Genomic DNA, 15,990 nt, shown 5'->3' with positions numbered 1-15,990 from the left:
AAGAATCAGCAACAAAAAAGCAGTCATTAAGACTGCTTTTTTGTTGCTGATTCTACTCTAAAATAAAGCGCTTACTTTACCTTACTTTTTGCCATTACACTCTTCATCGAAGGTACGATAGTTGTAGGATCAAGGCGCATTTGATACCAATTAATCCGCCAATCCAAATGTGGTCCCGTTGAGCGACCAGTTGATCCCACCTCAGCAACTTTATCGCCTTGCTTCACAACATCGCCCTGTTTCACGTAGAGCTTACTTAAATGCAAAAAACTCGAACTAACCCCATAACCATGATCAATAATCATAGTACCACCGGAATAAAACATATCAGAAACAGAAAGTGATATCACTCCATCTGCAGGTGCGACGACTACGGTACCTGTTTTAGCTGCAACATCGACACCGTAGTGCGGCGTGCCTGGCTTACCGTTATAGATACGCTGACTACCATACACACCGCTTATTCTGCCGGTTAATGGCCAGATAAAATCCTGATTGAAAGCGTCACTTGCCGTGAATTGAGCTCTTGCAGCTTTAACCTGTTTAGAATCCTTAGCCGCCCTTGCTTGCGCTTTTGGATCTGGTTTCATAATTTTTTTACTGATCCCAGTAATATTTTGGATCTTATATTGCTGAGTTTTCAGTTTGAGTGGCTTCAGCTCTGTCAATCCATCCGGATAAACAAGTTTTAGCATCTGCTCTAACTCTGCTTGGCGAGCAAAACCAAATGCAAATTCGCCTTGAGCATTTACCTTTAGTGGCTCATCATTTAAAAAAACCTGTGTACCTGGTTGAACCTGAGCACGCATTAACGCGCCTTGAATCAACTCTCCATTTAGCTCTACAGCCGCATTGGCTTGCAATGCTAAACCACCAAACACACAGCTAGATATGATCTTGATAAATACTCTCAAAGCGACTCCTTTTATGCTTTGCTTGTTTATTTAACACTGCGACTCGCAATAGCACCTTTACCCACACCTTCATAAGCAATCACTTTAAAATCACTGCTTGGTACTTTGTCTGAAAGCGTTTGCGCCATGTAATCTGCAAGCAATTCAACGGTTGTATCATGTGGCAAAATATCACAAAGATCTTTAGGCATAGCTAACTGAAAGTCACCTTGTGGCGCCTGATAATGAAAACCGAAATGGGTGTTATCATTTACTTCTGTTTGTGGCGATAACACCAACGTTTTAACTGATACTTGATCTTCAACTGTGCCAAGATAAATGTCATGCCAACGCTTGGCCCAATATTCATCCCATTTAGGTGCAGCAACGCCGTTTTCAAATACGGTTACCGGGCTGCGGTGCCCATGAGCAATACGTTGACAGTTACCATCGTGCTTTTTCAAACCATGACTATAATGATAAAAAGGTGCATCATGCAGCTCATTTCTGAGTGTAAGCGAAATCCCTTCAACATTTTCCGGTAATACTTCTTTCAATGCTTGCTGCAAAAACTTGTTCACACTTTCAAAATCAATAATTTCACTTGGAATAAGTGCAAATGCCTGCGATGGACACGCAAGATGGATGTCGCCTTTTTGGCTTGAAAAATCCATCCAGACACGATCGCCCTTTTGCTGCCAGCGTGCTTCGCTACAAGCGGTTGGGATCAACAAACGATGATCTGCGACATCGTCAATAGTGCTTTTAATGGTACGCTTCACTTTAGCAAAGTCGAGCACCATATTTTGCTCATCTAAACCACCATCAAGTAACACGTCAACAATCCAACTTTCCCCAACCATCCCTCTAATCGGACAAAGATAAGAAAAGTCGATTACGGTTAAATCTTTAACGAATAGTTGCATTTGCGCTCCTAGGTAGAAAAACAGTCTACCTGTCATAGTCCATACAGCAATGGCCGCAGGATGAATAAGATATACGCCAACCAGAGTTCTGGTTACGTTGAATATTGCAGTAGCTTACAACGAACCGCATTAACATTCGACTTTTTTAACACTGACTGCATTGTTTTAAAGCGAAGTCAGTTAAATACCCTGAATACGCCAAATCCAACGTAAAAACAGGTTAAATCTAAGCCAAAAGTTAGCTTAAATACGTGTGATACAACTACGCTAATTCCTTTTAATGCTTTCTCTCATGAAGCACTGAAAGATAATCATTCTTGTCAAATATTGAAAAAAAAGCCGAGCATTATTAGCTCGGCTTCATTTGATTCGCTCTAAACTCATGTTTTAGGCGCTTGCCAACACCAGTTTAAGTTACTCGCCCTTAAGGCGACGGTCTAACTGATCTTTTAAGTTAGCAGGTACGCCTTTAATAATAATAGTGTCTGAAACAGGATCATAAATAACGCGCTCGCCAAGGTGTTGACCATCAAAGCTTAATGTCACGCCACCGCCAGTACCTGAAAACTTCTTTAGCTGCCTGAGGGTTGGCTTATCCCCTGGAAACTCTTCTTCTAAGTCGTATGTACCGCCTTGGGCGAAATCATAAAACGAGTCCATACCTTGATCGGCTAATTCATCTGCCAAATCTTTGATTTGAATTGATGAACCTTCATCACAGCGTTCAGTACAATAGTCAAATACACGTTCACGAGCTTGTTGACGCTCATCTTTAGTTAATTCACTGTTGCCAACGAAATCTTCGACCGCATTCATTAACGATTTGTTTTGTGCTTTAGTGTTTACCCCTTCAACACATCCCATAAAGTCGAGGAAGAAATCAGCAACTTTACGGCCCGCACGGCCACGTACGAAAGAGATATACTTCTTCGAGTCTGGATCGGCTTGCCACTCAGTTAAATCAATACGAGCTGCTAACTGAACATTATTTAAATCGAGATGGGTATTTTGCGAAAGCTCCATATCATCAAGTACTGTCATTGACGATTTAGCGTTAAGCAAAGAGACAAATAAATAGTCACTAGTCATGTAAGTGTAGCAAGACAGCAGCAGGAAACCACCAGTGCTAAAATCATATTTTGACAGTTCTTCTTGCAGCAGTTTACCTGCTATGCCTGAAAACTCGACAAAGCCAAGCTCACCGGCGCGATATGTCGTTAGCGCTTCTTTAAACTTAGTATTCGCTTCACCGTCTTCACCATTAATACCGAAGTGACCAAAACCTTTACCCGCTTTAGTCGTGTAGGTTTGATGCAACTCTTCGAGCATCGCCTCAACAGCTTGGCTATTAAGCAAAGGTTGTGGACGTAATCGACAACTAAGTTGACCTTCACCATCTTGAGAAATGGAGTGGATAATTGCTTGTTCGACGTTAATACTCATTGAGCCTCGATAAAATTTGGCAAGGAATGCATGCAAGTATATCAACTGCTCGCATTCTAATTGTAAACGATTGATGTTTTTTCCAGTCAGTTAAGTTATAACTAAATAACGAGCCATAACAACCGATTTATAGTGCCGGCTATCATACCAGAGAGTACCAATAAATCTATATCTGTAGAGACTGCTATCGACGCAATTTGTGACCAGATATCGGTTGCGATATAGCGTGAGCGCTTTTAGCCATAAGCAAATAACCACAACCAATATACAAGCCTTATTGAATACGCGGCAGCCAAGTTTATGAGGTTTCAAGCCGTTAATATTTTGTGCCTTAACACTTAAATTAAAGACAAGTTCAATAACAGCAACGGTTGATGCAATGCTTACTCCTAAAGCTAATAGTTTAGGATTTAACTTCTGGTTTTATGACATAGCAAAAGCATGCAAAATGAAGATATTAAGCAGTGAAAAACAGATAGGGGAAAAAGTGCAATAAAAGTGCGGAGCTTCTTTAAAAAATCCGTTATTATATGCCGTTAATCAAGATTTAAAGTGAACATTTTTAATTATGGCTATTCAATCTAAATATTCTAACACTCAAGTAGAGTCAATTATTGCTGAATTACTTGCAGTATTAGAGAAGCACCAGTCACCAACAGACTTGAGCTTAATGGCACTAGGCAACTGTGTGACTCACCTATTGCAAAATAAAGTGCCTGCTGAAGCACGTCAAGTTGTAGCAGAGCAATTTGCTAAAGCATTGTCGCAATCAGTAAAATCTAACTAAGATACACCAATAGTAAGTAGATGTTCGTCAAGGCTAAAGCTTGCTTACCCTTGACAACACCTAAACAATAAATGGATCAACATGGTCGAGCGACAAAAACAGATTGGACGTGATCGCGTTTCACGCTTAGTAAGCTGGGGACATTGGTTTGCTTTCATTAATGGCTTATTGGCCATTATTGTGGGTTATCGCTACCTCGACACCATCGGGCTTCCCGAATCCTTTATTGGCTGGGGTTACTTAGTCATTAGTACCATAGGCCATTTTAGCTTTTTAGCTTTTATGGTTTATTTGGTGCTGATTTTCCCAGTAACCTTATTACTCCCCTATTCTCGTATCCTTCGGGGTTATGCCGCTGTTGTTGCGACGCTAAGCTTATGCTTATTGCTATATGATACTGTCATTTATGATGATTATGGTCTGCATTTAAGTCCATTCGTATTCGACCTTGCTTGGGCTGATTTGAACGCTCTGCTTCGAGGTACATCCTATATCATCACACCTATGGCGATTTTAGCGATAGAGCTAACCCTTGCTAACTTTTTATGGAAACGGGTTGAGAAGATCCGTAAGCGCAATATTGGCAATAAAGTCGTTGCCATTGTTGGGATCTGTTTTGTCGCAAGCCATTTAATCCATATTTGGGGCGATGCAGCAGAAGTCACAGAGATCACCCATTTTGACGATGCCTACCCGCTATCTTATCCAGCTACAGCTAAAAGCTTAATGGAAAGTTACGGCATAGAAGGCGCACAAAGCCATAAAGACCAAACGCCGCCAAAAGCAAGCTTAAAGTACCCATTAACACCAATGCAATGTATGGCAGACAGCAATCCAAACATTTTGGTTATTGCGGTGGATAGCCTACGTGCAGATTTAATTGATCCATCTACAATGCCATTTTTAGCGTCTTATGCTAAAAGCAATATGAACTTTACCCAACACCTTAGCGGCGGTAATCAATTTAACAGTGGCATGTTTAGCCTACTTTATGGACTACAGGGCAGCTATTCAGATGCCGTAGACTTACACTTTCAAAGCCCTGTATTAACCCAAGAGCTAGCAAACCAAGGCTACCAATTGGGCTTATTTAGCACCCAAGATACCTTAGCAGTACCTCAAGCTATCTTTAACGACTTTGAACGCATAGATGCCCAACATACGGATAGTTTTGCCAATTCAGATCTACAAACCATCAAAAACTGGAAACAATGGCAACAAACATTAACTAAACCTTGGTTTAGTCTAATCAATTTAAAGTCTCCAGAAAGCTACGACACTCCTATTGGTTTTTTAGGTATAAAAACCGTTAAGGCAGCAACTCAACTAAAGCCTGCACAAAAGGTTCTGTTTAACCAGTACCGCCAATCACTAAACTTTATTGATAAACAGATAGAACAAGTAGTCAGCGACCTACCCACTGAGACTCTGGTTATTATTACCGGTATTAATGGCAAAGTGTTTACCAGTAACTCCAATGAAGCTAGCGTAAACTTGTCACCCGATAGCATACACGTACCAATGATCATTCATTGGCCAAACGAAACATCGGCTAAACAAATAAACTATCGAACAACGCATAATGGCCTAGTACCCGCTATATTGACTCAAGCTTTAGGATGCTCGAACCCAGCATCAGATTACAGCTCAGATGAAAGCTTAATGCAGCCGGATGATAAAAGTTGGGTGTATGTGGGTGACCATCGTATTTTTGCGATATACCAAGAGTCAGAAATCACTGTTATTGATCGTCATGGAAAGTATCGGATCTATGATATTGACTACCGCAAGCGCTTGAAGAAAAAGTTAAGCGCCCCTGAACTCATAGAGGTTATGCGTGAAGGTCGTAGACTCTATGTGCACTAAAGATTACAAACTAAGCAATTGAATACTATGACCCCACGAAGAGCTTGCGCTAGTTATAATGACTTGGTACAGTGCTTGCTCTTCAGAATTCCCCTTGTTAACAACTGTTTCTGATGAGTATCTCGGGATATGGCCTAGTCCGGTAAGGCGCTTGTCTGGGGGACAAGAGATCACAGGTTCAAATCCTGTTATCCCGACCAAATATAATAAAAAAGCCAGCTGACTCAGCTGGCTTTTTTGTAACTATACGATTGTGACTATCAATTTAGCCTAAGCGCTTTGGGATGAAGACATCATTATATTGACGCTTCATCCCTGCAAACTTAATTACTCGTGACAGTCAGCACACTCTTTAATTGTTAAGTCAGGAGTATGGATCTCTTTGTCTAACTCGTGAGCGCTGCCCATATCGTGACAATCATTACATGTCGCGATGGTCGCTTCCATTTCGGTGTGCTCTTCAACATTAATTGTCTCGTGACAATCGGTACAGTTTACAGCCATTGCAGATGCAGAAAACGCTAGTGCAGCAACTAAAGTTAAATATTTCATACGCATTCCTTAATATCGGAGTTATTGCACTTAATAGTTGTTATATCACAGAGCTATTAAGGCTTTTATTGTGAAAGCTCACTGAAAATTAATCACTTAATCATTCTGTAGCCCATGCCTCCCATGATATGACTTAATCTTAATTGAAACTTAAATCTGGGTCTGTTGTTGAACAAAAGCTGAATGGCTTTACGATGACTTTTAAAGGATGTGAGCGAGGTCTGACATATGGCCAAATTTGGCATTTTATTTTTCAAAAAAATCTCAAATTGAACCGCAGTCAAATTTACTAATTCTTGAAATATAAATTTGATGCCTTTTTAGTCTACAAATTAACTTAAGAAGAGTTAACAGTTGCTATCGTCAACTAAAGTTAATAAATTGTAATGACTTTTTAGTTGTATTTTTCCTATTTAATTAATAATGGCACTGACTTTTACAGTTCCGCGTGAAGGCGAATTATTTTGCTAAAAATTGAACAAAATAGATTATTGTTTGCCACCGTTTTAGGTGTAGTCGGTTTTTTCATTAACCTCTACCCTATTCACCTATTTGCCAACGTTCAGTTGATTTTAGGTAACGTCGCATACGTTATTTCAGCCATCATACTTGGACCATGGTATGCGCTTTATACAGCAATAATCGCTGTTAGTGGGCTAATGGTTGCGTGGGATAGCTTGCATGTTTATTTTCTATTTGGCATTGAAGCTATCTTTCTTGGATTTGCTAGACGACGTGACATTTACGCTTTATACGCCAATTTTGCTTTTTGGCTAATACTGGGTATGCCTGGATTTTATTTGTATATATCGCTATTTACCGAACTTCCAACGACCCATGCAACCTTTATTGCTCTAAAACAGGGGATTAATGGTTTAATTTATGCCAGCATTGGCTCTTTGCTGATCATACTGACACCGTCATTTTGGCACTTTCAAAGTAAAGTCAAAGACAAGCAACGCCGAACATTTAACACTCAGTTGACGTATACATTTACCTTAGTCATAACGACAGCTTTATTGATGGCAGCATTAATGTTCAACAACCAGTTTATTGAACGCCAGCAAAGCTTAATGTACGACGCCATTAAAAACACTGCTAATAACCTCGCTTCTTCTACAAAGGCGTATTTAGCTGTACATTCAAGCGCAATAAACAATGCAGCCCAGTGGCTGAGTTTAAACGTGCATTCAGATAAAGATGAACAGATCTTACTATCGCAATTACACAGTAATTATCCAGGTTTCATCACTATGCTTATGGCTGATAGCGAGGCAAACATCGTAGCTGCAAGCCCAGCTTCGTTACTGCGAAAAGCTCAAACATCGCAAAAGCCACTCAATATTGCCGAACGCGATTACTTTATCGAAGCGTTTATTAATCAGCGAACCTATACCTCACCATTATTTCTTGGTAAAGGTTTTGGTAATGACCCTATTGTAGCTATCAGCGCACCACTTTATCGTCCAGAAAGCCCGCACCAACCTATTGGTATTATTGAAGGGTCTTTAGATTTGAATCAATTTAAGATCATTGATGAAATTGACAACAATAATCAAAACCAGTTCATGCTGCTACTCGATCAAAATCAACGAGTACTTTATGCATCTGAACAACTAAATTTAGCGCCGTTATCTGATTTTACCTTTTCGCCACATAACCCTAATTACATTAGTCCGTTTCCGCTAATCAATATCAGCCAGAATAACAATATGGCGCCGGAATATGTATATGCAAGCGTATCACTTGATAATGGCTGGCAATTGCTGATCCTCAATCCGTTTAGGCCATTAGTTGAATTGGTTGAAAACATGTATTTAACCACATTCGCGATGCTTATTGTGTCATTACTCATCGCTTTGTATCTCTCTAGAATCGTTAGTGCACGGCTTACTCGGCCACTTGAAAACATTGCTAGTAAATTTAGTACAAATTCAGATGATGCCTATATCGAGTATGCTGTCGATGAGGAGTCTCCTAAGGAAATTTATTCATTATTTCATCGGTTAAAGCAAAGTAAAAGTCAGCTAATTGGTTATCAGCTTGAGCTTGAAGAAAAAGTGGCTATCAGAACGATTGAACTCGAACACGCCAATAGCCAGTTAAAAGCCTTAGCAGAAAAAGATCCATTAACCGGCCTTTATAATCGTCGATACGCTGAGGACAAGTTTACCGCTGTACAGGAGCTTTGCCAGCGCAGTGATGAAGTTATCGCCATTGCGCTGCTTGATCTAGATAAGTTTAAATTTATTAATGACACTTACGGCCATCATAGTGGAGATTTAACCCTCAAGCTCGTCGCCAAACAGCTCCAACAAGACTTTAAACGCAACTCTGATATTATCGTTAGATATGGCGGTGAAGAGTTTTTATTAATAATGCCGCTTTGTAACGCATTAAAAATTGAGGAACATTTAGAGCACTTTAGAGAAAGGTTGTCGCAGCTGGTAATTGATGATCAAGAGGATAATCATCAATTTAATGTGACCACCAGCATTGGAGCGGTATTAGGCAATGGTACTTATAGTGCTTCACTAGAAGATTGGGTAAAACAGGCTGATATCAATCTATACCAAGCAAAACACTCTGGCCGTAATAAGTTGATATTTACGACATTGAAAGATACTAATGTCCAAGCTACTGAGCCACAATAATTTGGTCCATTTTCTTGAGCATATAACTGTGGAACGGATTCCACTTCTGCCTCATCATTTCACTCGCGGGCACTGTTAACACCCCTCTTTCACCTCTAGATGCTGCTATACCAATCTGAATATGCTGTTTCTTTTGATCGCCTACGGGGCCATATAACGGATCGCTTTTAGGAAAAGGTAGCGCTACATGAGATAAAGAATATACTTGTTTTGGCCAAATTAGTCCTAATTCCTGTTTGCTATCGTCATTTAATCTGCGGGCATGGATCTTACGAGTATCTGCACTTTCATTTTCAACCAAAGTAAATGTGAAATCATAAGCATCCTGAGCAAGCACTGCTTCGTATGGTAATAAAGGATCGTTTAGAATTAAGCTTAGATTCACCTTAGTACGATTAATATCAAACATCACCAGCTCATGACCAACATTAGGTAACTTTTGGTATAAACTGTTAACCACCGCGCTTGTATCAACTGTATCATCTGTTAATGATTGAAATGTCAGGATTGGCGCGAGGCCAGCCAGACGCTCTTTACCGAGTTGATTTATTAACTCAAGGTTATGCTCTGACAAACGGTAAACCACATCCCCCGCATTAACCGCAAATGAGCCATATTTAAACGGGTCGTATTCAGACTGAATACTATTCCAACCAAGTTTATCTAAACCTAAAATATTGCCCAGTCTTGCTTGCCACCTTGCTCCAGCAGCAACTGGAGGTAAACCAATAGCGGGCGAAAAAAGTACCATTGCAGCGTAATGTGCTTGCTTATTACTCGCGATTCGCTCTAATTCATGATTCAAGGCGAGCGCAGCCCCTGTTGAAAAACCCACAACATATAGCGGCTTATCGCCTAATGTTTGCTTCATTTGCTCTGTAGCAAGCGCTACCGCAGCCGCCATATCTTGCCAAGTTACCTTGGTTAATGCCGACGGTAAGGTTCCATGTCCCGGCAACCTTAAGCCCAACACATGTGCCTTGCCTTTATAATGTTTAGCAAAGTGAGACATGGCATAAGGAGAGTCTGACATTCCATGCAATAACAATACGCCATATTCAGCATCAACTTTTGACCACTCAAAGCTTCGATTCCAATCTTGAGACCATAATCCAGGATCAGAGTAACTCCCTCTTACATACCGATTCAGAATATCGAAATATTGAGGTTCTGATTGATTTTGATATACTTTTTTATCAAGCTCTACAAACAATTGCTCCTCAAGAGCAAGGTAATCAGAAAAGTTGTTTACCTCAGTTTTTACCGTATATTCCGACTGAAGATCCGTCGTATGCCAAAGAGATAGATCGGGGCGTGAATTAAGAAACCAAACCGCCATAGCAATCAATGCAATACTAGTTCCTACAGAAGAATAAAAAACAGCGAAGGCAAGGTGTTTAGTTGAACCGATTATAATGGCTTTCATAAAAGTCGCTATTCATCCTAAATACGCAATCTATTAAAGGTTAATTTACACGCCTTTCATCAGCGTAGTAAACATAAGGGCTTACATTGAATAAAAATAATAACATTATCGGCCAATCAACCGCGAGCAGGTGTTTTTACTTGCCATCGCCACCACTCTTAAATGATAGTTGGAGTATTCATACCGATAAGGCTATCAATCACCTAATTGAAATGAATGGTAATCACTGGCGTAAAATCCTCACCATTATGGCAAAAATATCTGTTAGCGATACTCAATGGAAACATTACCGCGAGCATCAATTACTCAAACGGAACGAATGCATTATTATAGGCGCCACACAGCTCGTTACTGGTGCAAAACAGCATTTCATTTGCGGCCAACAAAGTAGCGAATTATTACAAATCAACAATGCTAACTTCGCACCTTTAAAGGGGGCTGAGGGTTACCTTAGCCAACATAGCAAAAGCTCCATTTTTTTATGCCCTTACTTAGACTATCGCCAGTTTCCAAATCTGCACATTGATAACTTAAGGCAAGTACTAGGTTTACCAAGTCTGGCTTGAGCAATGCAATACGACATTAAAAAAGGCGCTAAAGCGCCTTTTTTAATAAGGTAAGAATACTAGTCATAAATCGTTGGAATTGGTGAACGTTTATGTTGTGTCACACGGTAGATCCCAACTAGTTTATCATTCACAAAGTTACTGACCTCTTTGCCTTCAAGAAAGTCATCAATCTGATCATAGGTTAAACCCAGTGCCACTTCATCTTCAAGCTGCGGCTTGCCTTCCTCTAAATCGGCGGTCGGCGCTTTAATCACTAAACGTTCAGGCGCGCCTAAAAAGCCTGCTAACAGGCGAACTTGACGCTTATTTAGACCAAACAAAGGAGCTAGATCACAGGCACCATCGCCCCACTTAGTATAAAAGCCAGTAATATTTTCAGCACTATGATCTGTACCGACGACTAAACCGTTGACTAAGCCAGCAATCTCATATTGAGCAATCATACGCATTCGTGCTTTGACATTACCTTTAACAAAATCGACTTTATTCACATCAGGTAATTCAATCCCCGCCGATTCAACTGCCGCAAGCGTTTCGCTATGAACGCCATTTACTCCTTGTTTAACATTTACGGTAACAAGTTTTGACGGTTGGATAAACTGACATGCCATCTGCGCTTCATCTTCATCTTTTTGGACATCGTAAGGCAGGCGAACAGCAATAAATTGGTATTGAGTTGACTCGGAATCAGCATTGAGCTCATCTACCGCTAACTGACATAAACGACCAGCCAATGAGGAATCCACTCCGCCACTTATTCCAAGCACTAAAGAGCTTGTGCTAGATTGCTTAAGTTTTGACTTAATAAATGCAACTCGTCTTTGTATTTCAAAAGTCGGGTCAATCGCCTTAAGTACTTTCATTTCTCTTAAGATCTGTCCTTTCACGTTTCACTCTCCAATGGCCAAAGGCATAAAATCGGATTCTATTATGGGTGAATTCTAACGATTATTCACGAGCTGATTGATAACAATCGTGTTAATTTATAATTATTAATGACAATGCAGCTTCAAAAATAAACACTAGCGCCGTTTCTATTACTTGTGGGACCGCAGAATACCAATCAGTATAGAGATTTGCTTCCTCAGCGAGAGTTGAGCCGTTTTGAGGCAATAAATGAAAAGCATCGTTGTTCTAGATTAAGCTCATTAACACAACATCAGAAGCGATCTGAATAGATTAATTTTTGATTGTGATGGTATTATAACTTTTAGGTTTTTAATGGATTATCAATTACTTTCCTCACTTGCAGTCATTCACTTAATTGCACTTGCAAGCCCTGCCCCTGACTTTGCTTTAGTCGTGAGGCTCTCTACCCAAGAATCTCGAGCAGCTGCGGTTGCATCAGCCTTGGGGATCGCGGTTGCTATTCTTGGGCATACTCTTTTGAGTTTAACTGGAGTGAGCTTAATTATTAAGAGCTCAGATCTATTGTTTACAGTAGTCCAATTAATTGGCGCTAGCTACCTTGGCTGGATGGGGATCGGTGCGATAAAGGCTGCGACTTTGCATTGGCGTGACACTGTAACGATTGAAACAAATTATAAGAAAGTAGGTGTAACCGTAAACAAAGGTTTTATGCAGGGGTTATATACCAATATATTAAATCCTAAAGCCTTAGTCTTTTTCATTACACTTTTCTCCACTTTAATTACCCCTCAGGTAACCTTAATAACCAAAACAATGGCCGCTTTGCTTTTATTTAGCCTGTCATTCTTCTGGTTTAGTTTTATCGCAATCGTACTTTCTAAACCTAAAATCCAACTTAAAATGAAAAAGGCCAGCCCGATAATCAATCTACTTACTGGTGTTGTGTTTGTCTCAGTGGCATTAATGATCATTATTGGATTAGTTAATTCTCATTAAATACTCTCCATTAAACAAGTTACACAGATTTGTCGCCTTAAGACATAGCGACAGTGCAAACAACACCTCGTTGAGTATTGCCAGCGGCATACTCAACGAGCGTGCCTTCTGCTAAACTGCTACAGACAATTGTTGATTAAAGATCTTATCACTATGCAACGCCCTCCTCTTCGCCAAGCCAAAACTATAGATAATGTGTTTAATAGCGCCTATTGGCACCTTGGCCAACAAGACTTCACGATTAACGAAATTCGTAGCAAGTTGGAGCGAAAAACAGATAACCAAGCTTGGATTAATACGGTAGTTGAGCGTCTTATTGAAAATGGCTTTTTAAAAAATGATTTTGATTTCGCCGTGCGATATTGTGAACTCGCATTTAGTCATGAGGTCGGTGCCAATGCTATCAAGCGAAAGTTACAATTACGTGGCGTAGCAATTGTAGAAATAGATAATGCTTTGGAGCAAGTTATCGACGAGCTGCAAATCGATAGTTTTGCAATGGCAAAGCAGCGACTGCTAACTAAATATGAAAGCTTTCACACAACCAATAAAGAGAAAATCTATTCACAGATGACAAATAAGGGCTTTACTCGAGAAGAAACTGAGCGTGCATTGCAACAGCACCCAGCTCGAGATACCTTGCGCAGCAAGCTCGCCATCAAAGCCGATAAAGCCGATTTAGCCAAAGAAATAATTAAACTGTATAACAAAGGCAAAGGTGAGTCTCTTATATTGCAAGAGTTAAGGCTACGACTGATAGATATATCTAACTTTGAACAAACTTTATATCAACTCAGCTTAAATGGTGAAGTTGATTTTTACCAAAGCTGTAAAGCAGAATTAGCCAAAAAACGTTTTGATTTATCAGACTATAAGCAAAAGTCAAAAGCCTATGCTTACTTATCCCGTAAAGGCTTTAATAGCGATGAGATAAAAGAAGCCATCCAGTCTGATGACTAAATGTCATTAGTGTGAAGCCACCTATAGAATACCGCTTATGATTTCACGTAAGCTTTAACCACTTGTCTTTTCAAACATCATTTCAAAGGTGAAGTCTAATGTGGTGGCGTATCATTCTCATTTGTTTAGCGTATCTTCTTATCGGTGCACACTTTTTACGTTTTGGTCAAACAGAAGCCTGCATAGCCTTTGCCTTAAGTCCATTGTTGTTATTCATTAAAACCAATTGGGCCACGAGACTACTGCAATTGGGTCTAATTGCTTCTGCGTTATTAGTATGGGGAATAAGCAGCTTTGAATACATACAAATGCGGATCTTAGCTGAAGCGCCTTGGTATCGTTTAAGCGCAATCATGGCTGGTGTAATTGCATTCACTCTGCTTGCTGCATGGTGCGGTAATGGCATCATTGCTCTACGTAGCCAACGTAAAATTTTTAGTTAATATTTCTAACAATAACTAGCGTAATAATTCTGTTTATCATTACCTTAATAGCATTAATGACTACAGGCAGATTGCGCGTTATTGTCGGCATACAGAACGCGTCGACTAACAATATCTACAGCAATATTCACCAACGCAGTAACTAACATTAATACCAACGCCCCATTAAAACGGATCTCTGAGAAGTTACTGTCGATATAAAACCCTAAAGTTGCAATACCAAGCATTCCTAAAATGGCCGTTTCACGAAGTATGACTTCAAAACGATAAAACAGTAACGCCATTGTATTGGGATAGATCACTGGTAAAATCTCATAGGCATATCCATCCAGCCTGCCATTGAAATGGCTAGACACGGGCACATCATCGGCATGGCGTAGGGTTAAAAACGCAATAAGTGCACCATTATGTATTGCAAGTGCTAGCATGGCAGGCAACATAGATGGCCCTAATAGCAGCATAAAAACAAAAGCAAAAATATACTCTGGTACAGAGCGAAAAATTAATAAAGCCAAACGATTAAATTTAGCAATCCACTTACCGCTAAAACGTTTATCACTGAAGCTACTACCAATAATTGCCAAAATATGGCTCATTCCCAATGCTGTAACCGCTAACAATAACATGCCAACAACGCCAGGCAGGGCTTGCTCACACAGTAGTTCCACCAGCCAATTTAAGAAATCTCTGAATAGTTCCGCCACAGCGCCGTAGTTATCTGTTAGCAATGCATCTTGCAATTGATTACTTTGAAACATTGGCGGCAAAATATCTTGAGTCAAAAACCGCCAAATTAAACGACTGTCGACCACAGGGATGCTAGGTAGGGCCCAAATAGCGCCAACTACATATAACGGTAGAAGCTTTAATCGCCCCCAAAACGGGATCGTGCCAATTAACCCAATAAACAATATCAACAACGCGGCGCCTTGTTGGTAATACCCCTGACGAAAAGCGGATTCTAAATAGAAACCTAGCGTCGGCATTCCCACAAAACCAAGAACGGCACTACTTCTTAATGCACACTCGAATCGATAACGTACATAAGCCTTAACCGGTACCAATACGTGAGCAACTCGACCATATAAATATCGACTTATTCGGTCAGTATTGCTAGGAAAAGTTTGCAAAGTGGTTGTCGGTGCTTGGCGTAAAATATCACTAAACACCCGTGCAAAAGTTGCCCCATAAGGCAAGGCTATAGCCAAAATACCGGTAATAGGCGAAAGTCCAAAGATCTGCAGAAAAAGCAGCGCCCAAAAAATCTCATGGATTGAGCGTAGAAATGAACATACGGTCGCAACTAACGGCTTGTGGTAGAGAATGGATAACGGCGCTCCAATAAATAAAGCAAGACAAATACCGAGCAAAGCAAAGCTGATGGTTTGCCATAGTGCCTCAAATAGGTATTCTGTCGCGAAGAAGTCTGGCGTTACAAACCCTGTAATGATAAGTAATAACTCGTGCCATGGATCCAAAGCGATAATTTCGGTATCTGCAAAGTAAAAACAGATCCCAGCCAACAACCATAGGATCAAAGTGACTTTTTTCCAGTAGCCAATAAAGTTGATTTTTGTTGTTATTAGCGTTGCTAAAGTTTGCAAA

General features: G+C 40.2%; 14 protein-coding genes and 1 tRNA gene. 8 read left to right on the top strand and 7 right to left on the bottom strand.

The annotated features are described in order from the left end of the window. Positions 1-71: 71 nt before the first annotated feature. The 3 genes from L2747_RS06885 to yejK form a co-directional block, all read right to left on the bottom strand. Positions 72-914, bottom strand: a complete 843-nt coding sequence (locus L2747_RS06885) for a M23 family metallopeptidase (protein ID WP_371985814.1) — start codon at positions 912-914, stop codon at positions 72-74. A gap of 26 nt (positions 915-940) precedes the next feature. Next, positions 941-1,819, bottom strand: coding sequence for a 6-carboxytetrahydropterin synthase (locus tag L2747_RS06880; RefSeq protein ID WP_248998343.1), 879 nt, complete (start codon positions 1,817-1,819; stop codon positions 941-943). A gap of 414 nt (positions 1,820-2,233) precedes the next feature. Further along, positions 2,234-3,262: a nucleoid-associated protein YejK gene (gene yejK / locus L2747_RS06875; RefSeq protein WP_248998342.1), complete on the bottom strand. Its 1,029-nt coding sequence runs from the start codon at positions 3,260-3,262 to the stop codon at positions 2,234-2,236. Positions 3,263-3,830: 568 nt separating this feature from the next. On the opposite strand from yejK, the gene L2747_RS06870 reads away from it, so the two are divergent. From L2747_RS06870 to L2747_RS06860, 3 genes are all read left to right on the top strand, one after another. Then, positions 3,831-4,049, top strand: coding sequence for a YejL family protein (locus L2747_RS06870; RefSeq protein WP_248998341.1), 219 nt, complete (start codon positions 3,831-3,833; stop codon positions 4,047-4,049). A gap of 81 nt (positions 4,050-4,130) precedes the next feature. Further along, entirely contained in the window at positions 4,131-5,915 is a 1,785-nt protein-coding gene (locus L2747_RS06865) for a DUF3413 domain-containing protein (protein WP_248998340.1), read from the top strand. Between the two features lie 123 nt (positions 5,916-6,038). After that, positions 6,039-6,115 (top strand) — tRNA-Pro (locus tag L2747_RS06860). Positions 6,116-6,242: 127 nt separating this feature from the next. Here L2747_RS06860 and L2747_RS06855 read toward each other — a convergent pair. Next, entirely contained in the window at positions 6,243-6,467 is a 225-nt protein-coding gene (locus L2747_RS06855; protein WP_248998339.1) for a cytochrome c3 family protein, read from the bottom strand. Positions 6,468-6,931: 464 nt separating this feature from the next. Here L2747_RS06855 and L2747_RS06850 point away from each other — a divergent pair, with 464 nt between their 5' ends. Further along, positions 6,932-9,121, top strand: coding sequence for a diguanylate cyclase (locus L2747_RS06850; protein WP_248998338.1), 2,190 nt, complete (start codon positions 6,932-6,934; stop codon positions 9,119-9,121). Here L2747_RS06850 and L2747_RS06845 read toward each other — a convergent pair. Further along, positions 9,105-10,547, bottom strand: a complete 1,443-nt coding sequence (locus L2747_RS06845; RefSeq protein WP_248998337.1) for an alpha/beta hydrolase — start codon at positions 10,545-10,547, stop codon at positions 9,105-9,107. The genes L2747_RS06850 and L2747_RS06845 overlap by 17 nt on opposite strands. A gap of 86 nt (positions 10,548-10,633) precedes the next feature. Here L2747_RS06845 and L2747_RS06840 point away from each other — a divergent pair, with 86 nt between their 5' ends. Then, positions 10,634-11,113 carry a DUF6942 family protein gene (locus L2747_RS06840; protein WP_248998336.1) on the top strand — a complete coding sequence of 160 codons (480 nt, stop codon included), beginning with the start codon at positions 10,634-10,636 and terminating at the stop codon, positions 11,111-11,113. 59 nt (positions 11,114-11,172) lie between these two features. Here L2747_RS06840 and nadE read toward each other — a convergent pair whose 3' ends face one another. Continuing rightward, on the bottom strand, positions 11,173-12,003 hold the full coding sequence (nadE, locus tag L2747_RS06835) for an NAD(+) synthase (RefSeq protein WP_248998335.1): 831 nt from the start codon (positions 12,001-12,003) through the stop codon (positions 11,173-11,175). Positions 12,004-12,337: 334 nt separating this feature from the next. Here nadE and L2747_RS06830 point away from each other — a divergent pair, with 334 nt between their 5' ends. The 3 genes from L2747_RS06830 to L2747_RS06820 all read left to right on the top strand — a co-directional run bounded on the left by L2747_RS06830 (position 12,338) and on the right by L2747_RS06820 (position 14,385). Continuing rightward, a complete protein-coding gene (locus tag L2747_RS06830; protein WP_248998334.1) occupies positions 12,338-12,982 on the top strand; it encodes a LysE family translocator in 645 nt (214 codons plus the stop codon). A gap of 153 nt (positions 12,983-13,135) precedes the next feature. Beyond that, positions 13,136-13,942, top strand: coding sequence for a regulatory protein RecX (locus L2747_RS06825; RefSeq protein WP_248998333.1), 807 nt, complete (start codon positions 13,136-13,138; stop codon positions 13,940-13,942). 98 nt (positions 13,943-14,040) lie between these two features. Beyond that, positions 14,041-14,385 (top strand): hypothetical protein, encoded by a 345-nt coding sequence (locus L2747_RS06820; RefSeq protein WP_248998332.1) that lies wholly within the window; start codon positions 14,041-14,043, stop codon positions 14,383-14,385. Positions 14,386-14,438: 53 nt separating this feature from the next. Here L2747_RS06820 and L2747_RS06815 read toward each other — a convergent pair whose 3' ends face one another. Then, a complete protein-coding gene (locus L2747_RS06815) occupies positions 14,439-15,989 on the bottom strand; it encodes a PhnE/PtxC family ABC transporter permease (RefSeq protein ID WP_248998331.1) in 1,551 nt (516 codons plus the stop codon). Between the last annotated feature and the right edge of the window lies 1 nt (position 15,990).

The organism is Shewanella marinintestina (assembly GCF_023283845.1).
In the GTDB taxonomy this organism is placed as follows: Bacteria; Pseudomonadota; Gammaproteobacteria; order Enterobacterales; family Shewanellaceae; genus Shewanella; species Shewanella marinintestina.
This window is presented reverse-complemented; position numbering and strand designations above follow the sequence as displayed.

Bases quoted from the DNA above. Each gene is read 5' to 3' on its own strand.
- L2747_RS06880 (WP_248998343.1), bottom strand. From the start codon at position 1,819: ATGCAACTATTCGTTAAAGATTTAACCGTAATCGACTTTTCTTATCTT.
- L2747_RS06865 (WP_248998340.1), top strand. From the start codon at position 4,131: ATGGTCGAGCGACAAAAACAGATTGGACGTGATCGCGTTTCACGCTTA.
- L2747_RS06825 (WP_248998333.1), top strand. From the start codon at position 13,136: ATGCAACGCCCTCCTCTTCGCCAAGCCAAAACTATAGATAATGTGTTT.
- L2747_RS06855 (WP_248998339.1), bottom strand. From the start codon at position 6,467: ATGAAATATTTAACTTTAGTTGCTGCACTAGCGTTTTCTGCATCTGCA.
- yejK (WP_248998342.1), bottom strand. From the start codon at position 3,262: ATGAGTATTAACGTCGAACAAGCAATTATCCACTCCATTTCTCAAGAT.
- L2747_RS06830 (WP_248998334.1), top strand. From the start codon at position 12,338: ATGGATTATCAATTACTTTCCTCACTTGCAGTCATTCACTTAATTGCA.
- L2747_RS06820 (WP_248998332.1), top strand. From the start codon at position 14,041: ATGTGGTGGCGTATCATTCTCATTTGTTTAGCGTATCTTCTTATCGGT.
- L2747_RS06870 (WP_248998341.1), top strand. From the start codon at position 3,831: ATGGCTATTCAATCTAAATATTCTAACACTCAAGTAGAGTCAATTATT.
- L2747_RS06845 (WP_248998337.1), bottom strand. From the start codon at position 10,547: ATGAAAGCCATTATAATCGGTTCAACTAAACACCTTGCCTTCGCTGTT.